Here is a 20020-nt window from a genome sequence, read left to right on the forward strand (position 1 = left end):
AAAGAAAACCGACGGGTACCCGGTTTGCAACCAGGAACCCGCCGGTTCCAATTACGATCTTATTATTACAGCGCCTTGATTGCTTCGGTCAGTTCAGGCAGAAATTCAAGGATATCCGCTTCAATTCCCACATCGGCAACTTGGAAGATGGGAGCCTTGACATTCTTGTTAATGGCTACGATAAACGGCGATCCTTTGATGCCGCCCATGTGCTGGAAGCTGCCGCTGATACCGCAGGCCATGTACACCTTGGGTTTGACCGTCTGGCCGGAGGTGCCCACCTGGCGGGATTTTTCAAGCCACTTGGCATCCACGATGGGTCGGGAACAGGAAACCACCGCGCCCATGGCATCAGCCAGTTCCTGGGCAATTTCGATATTCTCTTCATCTTCGATGCCGCGGCCCACAGAAACCAGCACGTCGGACTTGGTGATGTCAACATCACCCACTTCGGCTTCCACAACTTCAAGAAAGGTCCGCTTGGCAGTCAGGTCGCCGACATCCGCGGATCTGTCTTCGACGCGTCCCCCTACGGATTTGCTTTCATCGGGGGGGAAGGCGCCGGGACGGAGGTTGACAACCGCACCAGTGGAAATATCGGCGCTTACATGGGTGCTGACCATGCCGCTGTATTCCTGGCGGATCACCTTTAAAATACCGCCATCCACGCCTTCGATATCCACCACGTCGGCAACGAAGGTCGAATTCAGATTGATGGACAGGCCGGGACCCAGATCCATGCCGAATGTATCGTTGGGAACCAGAACAATGGCATCCGCGGGCAGGACGCTGACCAGCAGCTTACGCACCACTTCGGCATTGGGGTATGCCAGGGCGTCATGTTTGAATTTAAGAACATTGGCGTAGGATGCAGCCACGGCATCGGCCACGGCGTCAGGTTCGGCGCCCGAACCGGTCACGACAGCGGTCACAGATGCCCCGGCATCGATCTTGCGGGCAGCGGTTGCCAGTTCCAGGGCCGAATCATCGGCCACGCCACCTTTGTGCGTAATGTATGCATAGATATCAGCCATTATTTCAACCCTCCTTTGGCCTTCAAGAGTTCAATCAGCTTGGCAATGATCTCTTCGGTGCTGCCTGCGAGCATTTCAGCGCCTTCGCCCATTTCAGGCACGAAATAATCGACCCGTTTCACCTTGGCGCCAGCGGTTCCAACGGCAGCGGGGTCCACGCCCAAATCAGCGGCGCCGTGCTGGGGGATCTCCACCGAAGCCACCTTTCGGATGCCCCGGATACCCACGTAACGGGGTTCGTTGATGCCGGTCTGGATGGACAGGACGCAGGGCAGCTCAATCGCATTCATTTCCTGGTTGCCGCCTTCGATCTCGCGGCCCACCTTGAGTTTACCGTCCTGCACATCGATCTTATTCACCAGTGAGGCGTATGGGTAATCCAGCATGGCCGCCAGCATACCGCCGACCTGGGCCGCGCCGTCATCCGCTTGGGCGCCGGTGAGGATCAGGTCGTACTTTCCCTTTTCGACGGCAGCCTTAAGAATGGTGGCAAGGCCTTTGCCGTCAGCACCTTCGAAAGCAGCATCACAAAGCAGCAGACCGTTGTCGGCACCCATGGCCATCTCCCGGCGAAGCACCTCTTCGGATTCGTCATCGCCCACAGTGACCACCGTAACGCTTCCTCCGACCTTGTCGCGGATCTGAATGGCCTCTTCCACCGCATAGTTATCCCATTCGTTGACCGAGTAGACCAGATCGTCGCGCTCGATATCGCTGCCTTGACGGTTCACTTCGATCTCGTTCTCAGCGGTATCGGGAACTCTTTTTACACAGACTAGAATCTCCATGCACTCCTCCTATTAGGTTTACTGATTGGACATGCCCCATTTTAGGCGAGCTGAAAATGACAAATTCCAGAATCCATTACCGGAACCGTTCTACGCCATGTGTTGGGCAATTAATTCCGACAGATCGATGGCCTCCATCTTCCCTTCCAGACCGGCCACTTTGATGGCGTCTTCCATGTTGACCAGACAAAAGGGGCAGGCCGTGACGATAACGTTGGCGCCCGCCTTGGCGGCCATTTCCACGCGAAGCACGCCCATTCTCTGATCTTCCTCGGGTTCATAAAACAGCATCAGACCGCCGCCCCCGCAACAAAATGACCGGTCGCGGCAGCGCTCCATCTCCACCCGTTTCAACCCGCCGATGGCATCCAGGGCCGCCCGTGGGTCCTCGTATACATCGTTGTGACGACCCAGGTAACAGGGGTCGTGATAGGTATAAATCTTGCCGTCGCCGTTGGCGCCTTTCAGCCGGATGGCCCCGGATTTGACGTTGCGGGCGATGAACTGGCTGATATGTTCGACCGGCGGCAGTCCCTGGTAGTCATTCTTCAAGGCATTGTAGGCATGCGGGTCGGCGGTAATGATGTGCTTGACGCCGCTGTTCAAAATCGCATCCGTGTTGGCCGCCTTCATGGTCTGAAACAGCATCTCCTCCCCAAATCGGCGGATCTCGTTGCCGCTGTCTTTTTCATCCTTGCCAAGGATGCCGAAATCCGAACCGGCTCTTGCAAGAATGGTCGCCGTGGCCTGTCCGATCGCCTGCATGCGGTCGTCGTAGGATGTGATGCTGTCGACAAAGTACAGGGCATCGGCCGGCTCCTTGGCCACATCCTTGACGGCCACATCGTCGGGCAGATTCTTGGTCCAGTCGGCCCGTTTTTTTTCCATCTTGCCCCAGGGGTTGCCGCGCTTTTCAAGAGCGCTCAAAGGCTTTTGCAGGCTCTGGGGCACCATGCCCTCATCCACCATCCCCCGCCGGAGATCAACGATCTTGTCGATATACTCGATGCCCAGGGGGCACTCCTGCTCGCAGGCCCCGCAGGTTGTGCAGGACCAGATTTCGTCCTCTTCATAGGTAGTGCCGATAAGGTTGGCGCTTTTTTTAAACGGGCTGCCGTATGGGTAGATGGGGTAGTTCTTGAAGGCCAGATCGCGTCCCTTGATTGAGATGAAGCGCGGCGACAACGGCCGGCCGACTGCATTGGCCGGACAGTTGTCCGAACAGCGGCCGCAGTCGGCGCACGAATAAAAGTCCAGGATGTGCTTCCAGGTAAAATCCTCCAGCCGTTTCACGCCGAATGATTCCAGGTCATCCAGATCTTCGGACTTGATGCCGTAGCGCACCGGTTTGATGTTGCCCCGGTCAATACGCATGAAAAACACGTTGAACAATGAGGTGATCACGTGGAAGTGTTTGCCCAGGGGCAGAAAACACAAAAAGAAGAAAAAAGTCAGATCGTGGAGGTAATAGGCGGCGATATGAAGGGCCTGCAGTGTCTCGACCGAAGCTGACAGCAGGGCTTTTTTGAAAAACCAGGCCAGGCTGGCCGGCGCCAGGAATTCGGCATGCAGGCCCAGCTGAACATTAGCGGCCACCGAACTGGCTTCAAACAGGCTTTCGGAAATCATCAACGTCGAAATCAGGCCCAGCACGAAAAGGGCTTCGGCCGTGTGGTCCTTGCCGTACTTGGCCGGAACGGCGTAACGTGCCGGTTTGACGACTGCCCGTCGGTATGCGGCGATGCCACAGGCGATCAGCACCGCGGTAGCGGCGTAATCTTTCAGAATGCTGTAGATGTCTCCGGCCAGTCCTCCGAAACCGGGCATAACGAAATCGTCGGCAATACCGATGATCACCAAGGAACAGGAACGGATGCTGAGGATCAAAAACCCGGCGAAGATCATGATGTGGACAACGCCGGCCAGCATGTAGCGGGGCTGGCGGTACTGGGCCAACCATATTTTCAGCACATTATAAATACGCTGGGGAATACGGTCAAATCGGCTGTCAGGTGCCGCTTTGAGCAGCGGTGCCATACGGATGGCCATGATATAGGTAAATACCGCTGTGCCCACGAGGGGAATCAAAATCGAAAAAACCACCGTGGGGATAAAAAGAAAGAAATACTCAGCCGGGGCGATCAACGCATTTTCCATACTTTACCCTTGTTCTCCCTTCAGTTTCGTATTAAGATATATGAAAATGAATGAGGATTCATTCAGTTTTTTTACCCATTGATTCATGTCCTGTCAAGAAAAAAATTTTGGGTCCAGGCACCCCAAAAACCCCAGTTGAAACCAACGGGGCTGGTCTGCCCGCAATCCCCTTGCCGGGAGTTGCAAAACCGGCTTGCACATAGTAAAATGAACGATTAACCATAAGGTTTTCTTGACAAAATCGAATGATTTAAATAGAAATGAAAATTGATTCAGCGGTTGCATCCCCACCCAAAAGGCATGAAGGCCTCACTTATTACGATCGCCAATGAAAAACAAGGAAAAAGGAGGTTCCTGTGACCACAGACAATCCCTATCTGGCAAAACCGTGGCTTGCGAACTACGAAGCAGGCGTTCCCGAAAAAGTCGAATATGAAACGATCTGCCTGCCGGACTGTCTGAAACGTTCTGCCGAGGCGTTTCCGAACAAAATGGCCCTTACTTTTCAAGGATACCCCGTCAACTTTGCCAAGCTGAACGACATGGTGGATCGATTTGCCGTGTGCCTGACCGATTTCGGCGTGAAGAAAGGCGATCGTGTTGCCATCCTTCTGCCCAATGTGATCCCCTGCGTGGTTGCCTACTATGCCATTTTGCGCATCGGCGCCATCACTGTCATGAACAACCCCTTGTATTCAGACCGAGAACTGGAGCACCAGTTCAACGATTCCGGGTCAAAGGTGCTGGTCACTCTGGACCTGCTCGGCAACCGCATGATCGATCTTCGCCCGAAAACCAGCATCAAACAGATTGTCTACACCAGCATCGGCGACTACCTTCCCTTTCCCAAAAACCTGTTGTTCCCACTGGTGGGCAAGAAAAAGGGATTGGCCGCCGATGTCAAACCGGCGGACCACCTTTACAAGTGGAAAGCCCTCATGGCGACGGCCGCGACCAACCCGCCTCGTGTGGTACTGGATTTTGAGGATGTGGCCATGTACCAATATACCGGAGGCACCACCGGCGTCTCCAAGGGGGTTATGCTCACTCACGGCAACCTGAGTAAACAGACCCAGCATGTATCCGCCTGGTTTCCATCCTTCGGAAGCGAAGAAATCATGCTCGGCGCCCTGCCATTCTTCCATGTCTTCGGTCTCTCCACCGCCATGAACCTTGCAATTTTTAAAGGCTGGGGAAACATCCTCGTACCCAAACCCCAACCACCTCAGCTTTTGGAAGCCATCAGCAAATTCAAGCCTACTTTTGCGCCGCTGGTCCCGACGATGTACATCGGCATGCTCGAACATCCCGATATCTCCAAAACCGACCTCACTTCGATCAAGGGATGTTTTTCAGGCAGCGCCCCGCTGCCCCTCGACGTGATCAGTGAGTTTGAAAAGAAAACCGGTGCGGTCATCGTTGAAGGCTTCGGCATGACCGAATCCTGCCCGGTCACGCATATCAACCCCTTTAAAGGCAAACGCAAGGTTGGCAGCGTTGGTATTCCCATTCCAGACACGGAAAGCCGCATCGTGGATCTCGGCGACGGGACCACCGACGTTCCCGTGGGCGAGATCGGCGAGCTACTGGTCAAGGGCCCCCAGGTCATGAAAGGATACTGGAACCGCCCCGACGCCACGGCTGAAACGATCACCGACGGGTGGCTTCACACCGGTGATATCGCCAAGATGGACGCACAGGGCTATTTTTACATCGTTGACCGCAAGAAAGACATGATCATTTCCGGCGGCTTCAACGTCTACCCCCGGGATATTGAAGAGGTGTTCTTTGAACACCCCAAGGTGATGGAGGCAACAGTCATCGGCATTCCTCACCCCAAACGCGGCGAGGCGGTCAAGGTTTTCGTCGTGCTGAAGGAAGGCCAGACCGCCACCGCCGAAGAGTTGCTGAAATACTGTGAAGACAAACTGGCCAAATACAAATGGCCCACGGAAATCGAATTCCGTAAAGATCTGCCCAAAACCAATGTGGGCAAGGTTCTCAAAAAAGACCTCAGGGCCATGGCGCTCAAAAAAGAAAAATAGAAGTTGGGCTGGTTGCGGCGCGGCAGACTAAAACCGGGGGATGCCCCATCAGGCAACCCCCGGTTTCAATATTTAATCTTAATGGTTTGAATTACTTGCCACCAAATCCATCTTCGGCCATCTCCACCGGCGCATCGCAAGTGACCATGATGGCGTCCATCTTGCCCATGGTAATGGGAAGCACTGCCTGGGTGAAATACTGCACGCTTTTCATCTGCCCTTCGTAGAAGGCCTGGTCTTTTTTCCTGGCGCCCTTCTCCAGTTGACCGGCAGCGACAACCCCTCGCCACAGCAGCATCCAGGCCGTCACCACGTCACCGGATGCCTCCATAAAAGGATGGGCAAAGGCAAAAGCGCTCATCACCTTGGGTGACATGGCTGTCGCGCCCAGATGCATGGCAACTTCGCCCAGGCGGTTCAGGGCCTTTTCCAATCTGACCGCGTAGTCCTTAAGCGTATCGATGGCCTTGGCCTGAGCGATGGTCTTCTGGATTTCGACCATCAGGTCCATGATGGGTTTACCCTTGTTCATGCCCAGCTTTCTGCCCAGCAGATCCATGGCCTGAATACCGTTGGTGCCTTCGTAAATCATGGTGATGCGGCAATCCCGCAAAAGCTGCTCCTGGGGATAATCTCTAATGAAACCATAACCGCCGTATACCTGTACCCCCGTGCTGCAGACCTCAAAGGCCTTGTCAGTGACGTATCCCTTGCAGATGGGAATAAGCAGATCCAGCATCCCCTGCAGCCGGGCTATTTCCGCCTCGTCATCGGTAACCGCCATCTGATCGGAAAGGTGCCCGGCGTAGTAAAGCAGGCTGCGCATCCCCTCGACGTATGCCTTCATGGAGATCAGCATTCGGCGAACGTCCGGGTGCTGGATGATGGCCACGGACTTTGCGTTTGGATCCATCATCTGCAGCAGATTTTTGCCCTGCACCCGATCCCGGGCATAATTGACCGCATTCATGTATGAAGCGCTGGCACAACAAAATCCCTGCATGCCCACCAGCAGGCGCGCTTCGTTCATCATCAGGAACATGGCCCGCATTCCCTTGTTTTCTTCACCCAGCAGCTCGCCGATGCACTGGCCCTTGCCGCCCAAGGTCAACGAGCAAGTGGCGTTGCCATTGATACCCATCTTGTGCTCGATCCCGGTGCAGACCACATCATTGAACTCGCCCAGACTGCCGTCGTCATTGACCCGGAGCTTGGGGACCAGAAAGAGTGAAATGCCCTTGGTGCCTGCAGGCGCACCCTCGATTCGTGCCAGAACCGGATGAACAATGTTCTCCACCATGTCATGGTCACCGGCAGAAATAAAAATCTTGCTGCCGGTGATGGAGTAAGTGCCGTCTTCATTTTTCACGGCGGTTGTAGACAGATTGCCCACGTCGGAACCGGCTTCGGGTTCAGTGAGCAGCATGGTGCCGGTCCATCTGCCGGTGAACATGTTCCTTAAAAAAAGCTTTTTCTGCCGTTGCGTTCCGAAGGCTTCGACCAGCAGGGCAGCTCCGTGGGTCAACCCCGGATACATCATAAAGGCGTAGTTGGCGCCATTGAAATAGTCCCCGGCAGCCAGGGCCACGGTTCGGGGCATTCCCTGCCCCCCGTATTCAGGGTCCTCTGTCATGGCCAGCCACTCGCCTTCAACGTAGAGATCGTAGGCGCGCTTGAAGCTTTCCGGAACAAACACCTGGCCGTTTTCAAGGCGGCATCCCTGGTCATCCCCCTCCTTGAAGGTGGGAAGGATCTCCTTTATCGCCAGGTTGCGGGCTTCACTGATGATCAGATCTACGGTTTTTTTGTTGAATTCCGAGTACTTTTCATGCTCGCTCAGCGCGCCGACGTTCAGTTGTTCATGCAGCACGAAATCGACATCCCTCCGGTCAGCAATTACCTGTGCCATGGTCTATCCTCTCCTTTTTAACTGGTAGACCCGCTGTTCATTTGAGCCTGAACGGCGGTATCCGGTTGTGTATTCAATCCGTTAAACATTTCCTTGGTGCCGCCGATGCCGTTGATGAAAAGGTCCACCAACGGGTCTACCATGGTCACCAGGTCGTATTGTGCCCCTGAATGAATCCAGGAATTGATTACTTCATCGACGGCACCGTTGATGAATCGCTTGACAAGGCCCAAGTACAGGTCCTTGCGAATGGTTCCCTCTTCCTGTCCCAATTCCACAACCTCCGAAATGATGTCCCGATACATTTTAGACATCTCTTTGATCTGGTCGTGGCCCAATCGACGGTTCTGGTGGGTTTCGGCCTGATAAACGATGGCCATGTTGCGGTCTTTCTGAAACTCCTGGAGATGCACCCGAATAAGACACCTCAATTTTTCCTGCGCGGTTGCCGGTTGGCGGACGGCACCCCGAAAACGCTCGAAGATCTGGCGTGTCTTGTACTCGTAAAACTGAACCAGGATATCATCCTTGTTCTTGAAGTAAAGATAGATGGTTCCGTCAGCGACCCCGGCCTCTTTGGCAATCTGGGCGATTGTAGACTGAAAAAAACCCTGTTCGGCAAATACCGTAATGGCCGCATCGAGAATGCGCTGGTATTTATCCATATTTTTCCTTTTCGTACTGATGGCGGACCTCCCGGGGAAAACTTTATGAATGAATGTTCATTCATTTATCAAAGTCAAAAACCGCCTGTCAAGCGCTAAAATCAAAAAAACCCCAAACCGGTCATTGACCCTTTAAAAATCTATCTAACTTTAAAAATTAGCATATTTAATTTTTTCGACCGGAGCCATATTCAATCGACAAGGTTCAGCAGGATCGATCTTATGAATGAATGAGTAGGCATTCATTTCATATTCACGATACCGGTGATAGACAATAATGGAAACTGGGCCACAGACATCATATCCGTCCTTATAAATATTGACAGGATTGATGCGCTCGGTTAGTTTCGATCTTTGGCTCACATCGTACATTTCACGCACACCCCTTAAATCCAGCGTGCGATGTATCACCCTTCATGGCAAGGACCCCATGCCATGGTAAACAGGAGGAATATCAAATGATTGTTGCGGAAAGAAAGCCTTTTGGAGAGGTCAGCACCATGGTCAAGGATTTTAAAAAAGTCCTGACGGTGGGTTGCGGCACCTGTGTGGCGGTGTGCCTGGCCGGCGGTGAAAAGGAGGTCGGCGTACTCAACTCCGAACTGAAAATCGCCCGGCGCATGGCAGGCAACCCCATCGAAACCGGTGCCGTCACTGTTGAACGGCAATGTGACATGGAGTTTCTGGAAGAGTTGGACGGGATCGTGGATGAATATGATGCAATCATCTCCATGGCCTGCGGCGCCGGCATCCAATTTATTGCTGAACGATTCCCCGAAATACCCGTTTTTCCCGCAGTCGACACCTGTTTTATCGGCGTCAACCGGGAAGTGGGCTGGTATGAAGAAAAATGTCGGGCTTGCGGCACCTGCGTACTGGGCATGACCGCAGGCATCTGCCCGGTTACCATGTGCGCAAAGGGACTGTTCAACGGCCCCTGCGGCGGAACCAACAAAGGCAGCTGCGAAATCAACAGTGACCAACCGTGTGCCTGGCATCGCATCCATGAACGCCTTGCCAAACAGAACCGGCTGCAGAACATACTCGAAATCTGCCCGCCCAATGACTGGCGGAATCAGACACCCAGGACCATCATTCAGCCAGGCTACGCGGAGCGACTTGCCGCATTGGGTATCAAATAAGCGAATCAACCTGTAACCAACCACGAACGCGGAAAAAGCCAATAGAGGGATTCCCATATGAAATCAGGAAGCAATCTTGAAAAAGTACTGCGTGCCGGCCATTTTGCCTTTACCGGGGAATTGGGGCCGCCCCGCGGAACCAACGTAGCCGTTGTGCGAGAAAAGGCCAAACATCTCGTCGGCATGGTGGATGCTGTCAATATCACCGACAACCAGACCGCCATGGTGAGAATGTCCAGCTGGGCCGCCTCATTGATTATTATCGAAGAGGGGCTGGAACCCAATTACCAAATGGTTTGTCGGGACCGCAACCGCCTGGCCATGCAGGCCGACATCTTGGGCGCCTCGGCTCTGGGCATTCGCAACATGCTCTGCCTGTCCGGTGACCACCAGCAGTTCGGAGACCACCCCCAGGCCAAGGGTGTATTTGACATCGACTCCACCCAACTGATCGGGATGGTGAAGAAGATGCGTGACGAGGCAAAGTTTCTGGGTGGCGCCGACATCGACGAACCGCCCAAATTGTTCATCGGCGGCGCAGCCAACCCATTTGCCGAACCCCATGAATGGCGGGTGCACCGCCTGGCCAAGAAGGTTAAGGCCGGCGTGGATTTCATCCAGACCCAGTGCATCTACAACATGGAGAGAATGCGCCAGTGGGTCAAAGAAGCCGTAGACATGGGACTCACTGAGAAAGTCTTCATTCTGGCCGGGGTCACACCCATGAAAAGCGTCGGTATGGCGCGCTACATGCAGCTCAAGGTACCCGGCATGGATGTCCCCAACGCAATCATCAAACGGCTCCAGGGTGTCGACAAAAAAAAGGTGGCCGACGAGGGCATCAACATCGCCTGTGAACAGATCGAAGCGTTCAAGGAAATGAAGGGTGTTGCCGGTATTCATCTCATGCCCATCGAATGGGAACACAAGGTGCCGGAAATCGCCGAACGGGCCAAAGTCCTGCCCAGACCCATCGTCTGATCAGCGCAGTACATCCATTGTCAACCAACGATCACCAAAGGAGTTTTCAAGTGAGTACTCAATCGAAAAAAGTCATGGTCATTGGGGGCGGGATCGCCGGCCTGACGGCAGCCTGGGAGCTTGCCGGCCTCGGTGCGCAGGTCGTGCTGGTGGAAAAAGCCGACTTCCTTGGCGGACACGCTATCCAATATGCCTGCAAAGCCACGGACGAATGCCGACAATGCGGTGCCTGCGCCGTGGAGAGCATGCTCAAGAACGTGGTCAACGAACCGTCCATCACCGTCCATCTGGCCACTGAGGTGGCCGGCATCAGTAAAAATGGAAATTTTAAAATCAGCCTGAAAAAAACAGCAGTCACCAGGGATCTGAAGGCATGCGAGTCCGGATATACAGCCAATCCAGAAAGTTGTGCGGCCATAAGGGGCTATTCGTTGAACAACAGCCGATATTACCTGGCCGACGGCAGTCTGAACCCGGAAACGACCGGCGGTTCCGACTCCCTTGAGGTGGACGCCGTTGTCGTGGCCACCGGATTTGCACCCTTCGACCCGCGGATCAAGTCCACCTACCGCTACGGCGATCTGGAAAACGTGGTCAGCGGCATGGACCTGGAATCCGGCAAGCGGGCCAACGGTATGTTCCTGCGGCCGTCGGACGGCAAACAACCTAAGAAAATCGCCTTTATCCAGTGTGTGGGCAGCCGCGACGAGCGCCTGGGCAACCTGTGGTGCAGTCAGGTCTGCTGCCCCTACGCCCTGAGAACAGCCCAGGCCATGAAGCACAGGGACCCGGAACTGGAGGTCACCGTCTTTTACATGGACATCCAGAACACGGGCAACGACTTCCCCGTTTTTTACCAGCAATGCAAAGATCAGATGAAATTTGTGCGCACCATCCCCGTAGATATGTACAGAACACAGAACGATCGCATCCGGACCCGGTTCATGGCTGCCGAGGGCAGCAGTGAAGCGGTAGAAGATGAGTTCGACCTGGTGGTGCTCTCGATAGGCATCATGCCGGCAGCCGGCAACGCGGCGTTGTCTGAACTGGTCGGGATTCCGCTCAACGGCGACGGTTTCTTTGCCTGTACTGATCCATTGAACCGTGCAGCCACCGGCCAAAATGGCATTTTCGTGGCCGGCACTGCATCGGGACCGAAAACCATTGCCGAATCCATCGTCCACGCAGGTCAGTCTGCCGGCGAAGTGATCAAATATCTGGGGAGGGCCTCATGACACTACAGACACCAATGGAAACCATCAACCTGGCCACCGACGTTCTGGTGGTGGGGGCCGGGATGACCGGCATAAAGACCGCCACCGAGATTGCCGCCAGCGGATACCGGGTGATATTGATCGACGCGGGTGCCGGACTGGGTGTGGCGGCAGGCGCACCTGTCGCCGATCTGGACGGTGAAGAACAGGCAGCTCTCAAATCACTGTTGGAAACCGTTAACGGATCAAAGCTGATCGAGGTGATGACCAACACCCGCATGGACGGTGCTGCCGGCATGCCCGGTGATTTCCGGGTATGGCTGTCAGGCAATGATGACATCGTTGAAAAATCCGTCGGCGCCATTGTGGTGGCATCGGAGCTGGTCGCATGCCCCTTGCACGAAGCCTATGGTCTGAGTCTTTCCGACACGGTGATCACCCAAAGCCAGATGGAAGCGGCCCTTTGCGATCATCCGGGTGCGTTTGCCGGTAAATCGGTGGCCTTCTTGCTGGGCCTGGCCCAGGACGGTAATCCGCTTGTATTGGAGCGGGTCCTGAAAAGTGTGCTGGCCATGGAAAACACGGCCGACACCAGCGCCTATGTGTTTGCCGGTGATCTGAAGGTGGCCGAAGACGGATTGGAGCGCCTCTTCCTGGAATGCCGCGACAAAGGCGCCATGACCGTCAAACTCACCGAGATGCCTGCCGTGGTCCAGAACGCCGGCGCCCTTTCCATCGCCTACAACGATCCGGTCCTTCAGCGCAAAGTCGAACTGACCCCGGACATCATCGTGGTCGAAGAGGCCATCGGTTCCGACCCGGTCAACCTGGAACTGGCCGCGATGCTTAAAATCGATGTGGGATCCATGGGTTTCCTGCAGACGGACAACGTTCACCGCTATCCGGTTTGCACCAACCGCGAAGGTATTTTCGTGGTCGGCGGCAGCCGCCGGGTGAAAAAGCGCTACGGGGCCCTGATGGATGCACAAAATGCCGCCATCCGGGTCCGCAACCTGCTGGGCGATGGCACCATCAGCGTGCCGGCCGACAAGGCGGTGCTGGACACCGGCAAATGCACGTTCTGCCTGACCTGCTTCCGCTGCTGCCCCCATGGGGCGATCTACTGGACCGTGGACAACAAACCGGTCATCTCTAAAGTAGCCTGCCAGGCCTGCGGCATCTGTGCCTCTGAATGCCCCATGGACGCCATTCAGATCGGCGACTTCACCGATGCCGACATGATTGACCAGGTCACCCGATCGGCAACAACCAAAACTCCGGATGCACCCACAATTGTTGCCTTCTGCTGCCAGAACAGCGGGCTGGAAGCCGCCCGCATGGCCGCGTCCTTCGGCATGCCCCTGCCCAAGGGGCTAAAAACCGTGGCCGTGCCCTGCGCCGGCAAGGTGGACATCGACTATGTCATGCACGCCCTGGCCGAAGGGGCCGATGGTGTGGTGGTCATGGCCTGCCACCACGGCAACTGCAAATCGGAGAAGGGCAGCCTCTACGCCGGTTGGCGAATTGCCAATGCCCAAGGCATGCTGGCGGCCATCGGACTCGAAAAAGACCGCATCTGCTTTGCCACCACGGCCTCGAATATGGGCGCCGATTTTTCCAGTATTCTCATGGAGATGGAAGCGTCGCTGATCAAAAAATAGGTCTAGGCGCAAAACCGGCGCGTCGCTGCGGAATCGGGCAATGGGGTGCCGGTTGCCCTTTCAACCCGTGACCATACCCGTCTTGGAAGCATGGATGCCTGCCGGTCATCTGTGCACGACGACGGAAGGGCCGGCGATTTCAATTTTTTCCTTGTATTTTATGGATGACTCGATAATAAATGGGGTCTTAAATTTTTGTCGCATTGGAATCGTCAGTGGTAAACCAACTACGGAGGAATTAACAGAATGGCTGATGAAGCGATCAAGCTCGGCGGAAAGAAAAGATCCGTTTTCATCGACAAGGTGAAGGAGATCCTCCCCGAAGGGGGAAACCTGAACCTTTGCCTGACCTGCGGCGCCTGTTCTTCAGGGTGCCCGGCAACGGGTCTGGAGGGAATGGATCCCCGAAAGTTTTTGAGAATGGCGGCCCTGGGCATGGACGAAGAGGTCCTGAGCACCAAATGGGTCTGGATGTGCACCATGTGCACCCGCTGCATGTATGTCTGCCCCATGAAGATCAACATCCCCCAGCTGGTATTCAACGCACGGGCCCAATGGCCCCGTGACCAGCGTCCCAAAGGCATCCTGGGATCCTGTGATGTGGCCCTGCGCAATGATACCTGCAGTGCCATGGGTGCCACGGAGGAGGACTTCCAGTTCGTCGTGGAAGACGTCCTGGAGGAGTACCGGGAAGCCCAACCCGAATTTGCGGAGATGCAGGCTCCCGTCAACAAAATAGGCGCCGAGTTCTTCTTCAACCAGAACTCCAGGGAGCCGGTGACCGAACCGGATGAGATGGTGCCCATGTGGAAGATCCTGCACTTGGCCGGTGCAGACTGGACCTACGGCACCAAGGGCTGGGCCGCTGAAAACTACTGCATGTTCCTGGGGGACAACGACGCCTGGAAACATATCGTCGAGGTAAAGAAAAAAGCCGTGGAGGATCTGGGCTGCAAGGTCTGGCTCAATACGGAGTGAGGGCACGAACTCTTCGCAGTCCGGTTCGGACTGGAAAAATTCAAACTCGACTACAACTTCGAAATCAAAAGCATCATCCAATACTATGCCCAGTGGATCCGCGAGGGCAAGCTGAAAGTCAGCTCCGACTGGAACAAGGACCGCAAGGTCACGTTCACCGTCCAGGACCCCTGCCAGCTGGTACGCAAATCCTTTGGAGACCCGGTAGCCGAGGACCTGCGCTTCGTGGTCAAGGCCGTGGTCGGTGAAGAGAATTTCATCGACATGCACCCCAACCGATCCAATAACTTCTGCTGCGGCGGCGGCGGCGGCTTCCTGCAGTCCGGACTCCCGGATGAACGGCGGTCCTACGGCAAGCTCAAGGCCGACCAGATCCTGGCCACCAAGGCGGACTACGCCATCACCCCCTGCCACAACTGCCACGCCCAGATTCACGATCTGAGCGATCAGCTGGACCACCCCTGGCAGACTGTCCACCTGTGGACCCTGATCTGCCTCTCGTTAGGCATTCTCGGTCCCAATGAACGCGAATACCTGGGCGACGACCTCAAGGATGTGGATGTGTTTCATCCCGAGTCGTCGAATATGTAGCCTGTTTTCAGATCCAAAAAGGCCGGCGCCCATGCATGGGCGCCGGCCTTTTTTATTGTGTGGACAAAAACAGCAGACGCGTGAATAAGGCTTATTCCAACCCGGTTACGCCCCCCTTGACAACTTAACCGCACACACCTTGTACTCCGGAATACCGGAAACTGGATCCAATGCGGCGTTGGTCAGCTTGTTGGCCGCCGCCTGGGCAAAGTGGAAGGGGATGAAGACGGTTCCATCCACGGCCTTGCGCGAAATCCGGACGCGGGTTTCAATCTCTCCCCGCCGGGAAGCGATGATAACCCGATCACCATCGGCAATGCCCATGCCCTGGGCGTCTTCCCGCGTGATCTCTACAAAGGACTCCGGCGCCCGATCGTTCAAGCCCTCTGTTTTCATGGTCATGGTGCCGGTATGGTATTGGTAGAGCACACGACCGGTGGTCAGGTAGAGGGGATATTCGTCATCAACCACTTCCGCCGGAGCGATCCATTCGATGGCATGGAACCTCCCTTTTCCACGGGTAAACTGGGCGCCGTGCAAAATGGGGGTGCCGGGATGTTCCGGGGTGGGACAGGGCCAGTGGATCCCTTCGTGTTCGATGCGGGAGTAGCTGATCCCCGCATAGGAGGGGGTAACACCGGCAAGTTCGTTGAAAATGGCCTCGCTGTCCTTGTAAGACATGGCATATCCCATGCGCGTGGCGATATCGCAGGTAATCTTCCAGTCATCTTTGGCCAATCCGGGTGGATCGACCGCCTTTCTGACCCGCTGCACCCGCCGCTCCGTATTGGAAAATGTACCGTCTTTCTCGGCAAAGCACTTGGAGGGCAGCACCACGTCGGCCAGTTGAGCGGTTTCGGTAAGAAAGATATCCTGTACCACTAAAAATTCGAGATTGCTGAAGCTCTTGGCGGCATGATTAATGTCCGGGTCGGAAACCAGCGGATTCTCGCCGATAATGTACAGTGCCTTGAGCTCCCCGCTGTGGGCCTTGGGCACCATTTCCGTGACCTTGAGCCCGGGCTTGGTGGGCAGACCGGTGACGTTCCAGACCCGCTCCATCTTCTTAATCGCATCCAGATTGTCCACCGCCTGGTAGCCGGTAAGCACGTTGGGCAAACCGCCCATGTCGCAGGCGCCCTGGACGTTGTTCTGACCGCGCAGGGGATTGACCCCGCCACCCCGAATCCCCAGGTTGCCGCAAAGCATGGCCAGGTTGGCCAGTGATTTGACGTTGTCGGTACCCGTGGTGTGCTGGGTAATCCCCATGCAGTAAAGAATACTACCCGCCGGGGCCTTGGCATACAACCGGGCTGCATCGACGAGCTGCCGGGCCGGAATGCCGGTGATGGTTTCCACATGCTCCGGGGTGTAGCGCGCAACCATCGCCTTGAGCTCATCGAATTTTTCCGTGCGCGCCTCGATAAAGGCTTTGTCATGGAGCTCTTCCTTGATGATGACGTGCATCATACCGTTGATCCAGGCCACGTCGGTTCCCAGGTTGGGCCGCAGCCAGTGTTCGGCAAACTCGGTGATCTTGATCCGGCGAGGATCAAGCACGATAAGTTTGGCCCCCCGGCGGGTGACCGCACGCTTAACGAATGTCGAGAGGACAGGGTGATTCTCCGTCGTATTGGAACCGGTAATGAGGATGACGTCGGCCTCCTCGATATCGGCCATGGTGTTGGTCATCGCGCCACTTCCGAAAGCTGCGGCCAGACCGGCCACGGTGGAGCTGTGTCAGAGCCGGGCGCAATGATCGATGTTGTTGGTTTTAAGCACCGCCCGGGTAAACTTGTGGGCGATGTAATTCTCCTCATTGGTAATACGGGCCGAGGTGAGCACCCCGAGGCTGTCACCGCCGTGGGTGTCACGAATCTCCTTAAGCTTTGCGGCCACCAGATCGATGGCCTCCTCCCAGGTGGCTTTACGAAAAGTGCCTTTTTCCTTGATCAGCGGGTCGGTGAGCCGCTCGTCGCTGCCGATAAAATCGAAACCGAAGCGCCCCTTTACGCACAGACTGCCAAAATTCGGGGCTTCATCCTCGACACCGTTGACCTTGACAACCCGGTTGTCCCGCACGTGAAGATTCATCTGGCAGCCCACGCCGCAGTAGCTGCAGGTGGTGCGCACCTGCTGGGTTTCCCAGGGGCGAACGTGGTAGCGCACATCCTTTTCCACCAGCGCACCCACCGGGCAGGCCTGCACGCACTCGCCGCAAAAGACGCAATCGGAATCCTTCAACGGCCGATCGCCAGCAGCGATGATCTTGGTATCCGCGCCACGGTAGCCGAAGCTGATGGCATTGTTGACCTGCACCTCGTTGCAGGCCTGAACACATCGTCCACACAGAATGCAGCGGGAAAAATCCCTGACGATAAACGGATTGACGGTTTCCATGGGATAACGGGCCGGCGTTCCCTGGAAGCCTTCTCCGGTCACCTGATAGCGGTAGGCCAGATCCTGGAGGCGGCAGTCCCCCCACACCGGGCATAACGCGTCGCTGCCGTCGTCTTTTTCGACGCCCAGCTGAAACTGGGTCCAGTCGCTGTCGTCCCGGCCGCGAACGGCGCAATTGTGGTTGCCCGAAGCGAGCATCAAACGCAGAAGCTCCTTACGCGCCGCCACCACCTCCGGTGACTCGGAGCGCACCACCATATTCGCTGCAGCCGGCGTGGAACAGGCAGGCAGCAGCGTTCGAGCCCCCTTCACCTCGACCACACATATCCGGCAGGCACCGGTAGGCGTTGCTCCTTTGAGGTGGCAAAGGGTCGGGATATCGATATGGCCGCGTCGGGCCACGTCAAGAATGGTCTCCCCCGGTTCAAAGGGAAGTTCATTGCCGTTGATCACCATCAGGTTCGTCGATTCCATAAGCAGGGCTCCTTTGGGGAGGGTCCGTTGGCAGTCGCTCAACATGCGGCGTGATCACCGCTTATACGCCTATTTTTCCTATAGAAGTTCGGCCCTTTTGTCAATCCGGGAATACCGATCCCTGTTAATGTCACCGGCGGGAATTTTTAACCCCGGGCTCAGCGCACATAGGTTTTTGATGGCTGGGTGTTGGGGACCGGCTCTTTTAACGGCCACCGCCGGTAACGGTCCGCTTCCAAAAAACAGATCGCCCCCCCTGGCAGGTCATCATCATATATCCCAGGGCACCCAGCAGAGCGCCGGCCAAATCCGCAACAGCATCCATCGTATCCGCGTGGCGCCCTGCCACGAAAGACTGGTGGAATTCATCGCTCAGTCCATAAAAGGTGCTGAAGCCGACACTGTACACCAGCAGAAGGACCGGAGAGATCCGATCGGGCCAAGTCAGCCGGCAGGCCCGGTAAAAAAGAACGGCCAGCAGTCCATAGGCAGCCATGTGAAACACCTTGTCTTTCAGGGGAAAGGAGGGGCCTGTGTTCAGCGGCGGAAAACAGGATTGCACGAAAATCGCCGCGCAGAGGGCAATTACCGACAGCCAACCAAACAATAATTTTCTCCGCTCAGGATTCATGAGATACCCAAAGAGGCCTTGAGGATTGGACCCTCCCCGATATCCGGGGAGGGTCTCAGCGCCAACGGGTTAATCGTCGAACAGGTCCAGGTTCAGGCGCCTGTCGGCCACGTGGCCCTTCACCTGCTGCATAAAAAGGTCCATGGGAATGCCGTAGCGGACCGTTCCGTCCAGGGTGCGAACCGATACAGTACCAGCCGCCTGTTCTTTAGCGCCGCAGGTGATAATCAGGGGCGTCTTGGCCAGTTGGGCTTCGCGAATTTTCCGGTTGAGGCTTTCCGTGCGGTCATCCACTTCAACCCGCAGCCCTGCAAGGGTCATCGTTTTTGCAGCCGCCCGGGCAAAGGGAGTCAGATCATCGTTGATGGGCAGCAGGACAGCTTGAACCGGCGCCAACCAGAGCGGAAACCGACCTTCGAAATGTTCGATGAGGATCCCCAGAAACCGCTCGATGGAACCGAACACCGTGCGATGCAGCATGATGGGGCGGTGCTTGTCATTATCCTTGCCCACATAGGTCAGATCGAAGCGTTCCGGCAGGCTCATATCCAGTTGAATCGTACCGCACTGCCAGGTCCGGCCCAGGGCGTCTTTGATGTGCAGGTCGATCTTGGGACCGTAGAAGGCACCGTCCCCCTCGTTGATGCGGTATTCCTTGCCGTATTCATCCAGTGCGGAACGCAGGCCGTTGGTGGCCATTTCCCACTGTTCGTCGGTACCGATGGATTTCTCCGGCCGGGTGGACAGTTCCAGATGGAAATCGAGACCGAACTTTGCATAAATGTGCGCCTCCAGATGCAGCAGATCAAGAATCTCAGACTGGATCTGACCCGGCATCATGAAGAGATGGGCATCATCCTGATGAAAGGCCCGCACCCGAAACAGGCCGTTAAGTACGCCGGACAGTTCGTGACGATGCACCAGACCAATCTCCGCAGCGCGGATGGGCAGCTCCCGGTAGGAGTGCGGCCGGGTCCCGTAGAGCAGCATCCCGCCGGGGCAGTTCATGGGCTTGATGGCGTAAGCCTGTTCATCCACCTCGGTGGTGTACATGTTCTCCCGGTAATTCTCCCAGTGTCCGCTTTTTTCCCACAGGGTGCGCTGGAGGATGATGGGGGTCTTGGTCTCCACGTATCCGGCTTCCCGATGGGCGTCACGCCAGAAGTTCAAAAGGGTGTTCCACACATCCATCCCCTTGGGGTGGAAAAAAGGCATGCCCGGCGCATCGTCGTGGAAGCTGAACAGATCCATGGCCGCGCCAATCTTGCGGTGGTTGCGTCTTTTGGCCTCCTCAAGGAAATTGAGATACGCCTTGAGCTGTTTTTTATCAAAAAAGGCGGTTCCGTAAAT

At 55.9% G+C, this 20020-nt stretch carries 14 protein-coding genes; 6 read left to right on the plus strand and 8 right to left on the minus strand.

What is annotated here, in order from left to right:
* Window positions 1-65: 65 nt before the first annotated feature.
* From R6V78_RS10795 to R6V78_RS10805, 3 genes are all read right to left on the minus strand, one after another.
* A complete protein-coding gene (locus tag R6V78_RS10795) occupies window positions 66-1034 on the minus strand; it encodes an electron transfer flavoprotein subunit alpha/FixB family protein (protein WP_410289371.1) in 969 nt (322 codons plus the stop codon).
* Complete coding sequence (locus tag R6V78_RS10800; protein ID WP_410289372.1) at window positions 1034-1822, minus strand: electron transfer flavoprotein subunit beta/FixA family protein; 789 nt, start codon at window positions 1820-1822, stop codon at window positions 1034-1036. Before R6V78_RS10800 ends, R6V78_RS10795 begins: the two co-directional genes overlap by 1 nt.
* Before the next feature lie 90 nt (window positions 1823-1912).
* Entirely contained in the window at window positions 1913-3979 is a 2067-nt protein-coding gene (locus R6V78_RS10805) for a (Fe-S)-binding protein (protein ID WP_410289373.1), read from the minus strand.
* A gap of 356 nt (window positions 3980-4335) precedes the next feature.
* Here R6V78_RS10805 and R6V78_RS10810 point away from each other — a divergent pair, with 356 nt between their 5' ends.
* Window positions 4336-6024, plus strand: coding sequence for a long-chain-fatty-acid--CoA ligase (locus R6V78_RS10810; protein WP_410289374.1), 1689 nt, complete (start codon window positions 4336-4338; stop codon window positions 6022-6024).
* Window positions 6025-6115: 91 nt separating this feature from the next.
* Here the strand turns inward: R6V78_RS10810 and R6V78_RS10815 are convergent, their stop codons facing one another.
* Together R6V78_RS10815 and R6V78_RS10820 are read right to left on the minus strand one after the other, a co-directional pair.
* A complete protein-coding gene (locus R6V78_RS10815; RefSeq protein ID WP_410289375.1) occupies window positions 6116-7933 on the minus strand; it encodes an acyl-CoA dehydrogenase in 1818 nt (605 codons plus the stop codon).
* A gap of 17 nt (window positions 7934-7950) precedes the next feature.
* Entirely contained in the window at window positions 7951-8598 is a 648-nt protein-coding gene (locus R6V78_RS10820) for a TetR/AcrR family transcriptional regulator (protein ID WP_410289376.1), read from the minus strand.
* A gap of 458 nt (window positions 8599-9056) precedes the next feature.
* Between R6V78_RS10820 and R6V78_RS10825 the strand changes: the two genes are divergently transcribed.
* The 5 genes from R6V78_RS10825 to R6V78_RS10845 all read left to right on the plus strand — a co-directional run bounded on the left by R6V78_RS10825 (window position 9057) and on the right by R6V78_RS10845 (window position 15165).
* The gene (locus R6V78_RS10825) at window positions 9057-9740 is read left to right on the plus strand and encodes a methylenetetrahydrofolate reductase C-terminal domain-containing protein (protein ID WP_410289377.1); all 684 of its coding nucleotides are present in this window, start codon (window positions 9057-9059) and stop codon (window positions 9738-9740) included.
* A 57-nt stretch (window positions 9741-9797) separates the two neighbouring features.
* A complete protein-coding gene (locus tag R6V78_RS10830; protein ID WP_410289378.1) occupies window positions 9798-10721 on the plus strand; it encodes a methylenetetrahydrofolate reductase in 924 nt (307 codons plus the stop codon).
* On the plus strand, window positions 10658-11956 hold the full coding sequence (locus tag R6V78_RS10835; protein ID WP_410289379.1) for an FAD-dependent oxidoreductase: 1299 nt from the start codon (window positions 10658-10660) through the stop codon (window positions 11954-11956). Before R6V78_RS10830 ends, R6V78_RS10835 begins: the two co-directional genes overlap by 64 nt.
* On the plus strand, window positions 11953-13596 hold the full coding sequence (locus tag R6V78_RS10840; protein WP_410289380.1) for a hydrogenase iron-sulfur subunit: 1644 nt from the start codon (window positions 11953-11955) through the stop codon (window positions 13594-13596). Before R6V78_RS10835 ends, R6V78_RS10840 begins: the two co-directional genes overlap by 4 nt.
* A gap of 246 nt (window positions 13597-13842) precedes the next feature.
* Entirely contained in the window at window positions 13843-15165 is a 1323-nt protein-coding gene (locus R6V78_RS10845) for a (Fe-S)-binding protein (protein ID WP_410289381.1), read from the plus strand.
* Window positions 15166-15270: 105 nt separating this feature from the next.
* Here the strand turns inward: R6V78_RS10845 and fdhF are convergent, their stop codons facing one another.
* The 3 genes from fdhF to thrS all read right to left on the minus strand — a co-directional run.
* Entirely contained in the window at window positions 15271-18039 is a 2769-nt protein-coding gene (fdhF, locus tag R6V78_RS10850; protein ID WP_410289382.1) for a formate dehydrogenase subunit alpha, read from the minus strand.
* A 205-nt stretch (window positions 18040-18244) separates the two neighbouring features.
* The gene (locus R6V78_RS10855; RefSeq protein WP_410289383.1) at window positions 18245-18646 is read right to left on the minus strand and encodes a VanZ family protein; all 402 of its coding nucleotides are present in this window, start codon (window positions 18644-18646) and stop codon (window positions 18245-18247) included.
* Window positions 18647-18739: 93 nt separating this feature from the next.
* The coding region (thrS, locus tag R6V78_RS10860; RefSeq protein WP_410289384.1) for a threonine--tRNA ligase at window positions 18740-20020 on the minus strand (1281 nt) is incomplete at its 5' end.

Source organism: Desulfosarcina sp., from assembly GCF_046496365.1.
Classification (GTDB): Bacteria; Desulfobacterota; Desulfobacteria; order Desulfobacterales; family Desulfosarcinaceae; genus Desulfosarcina.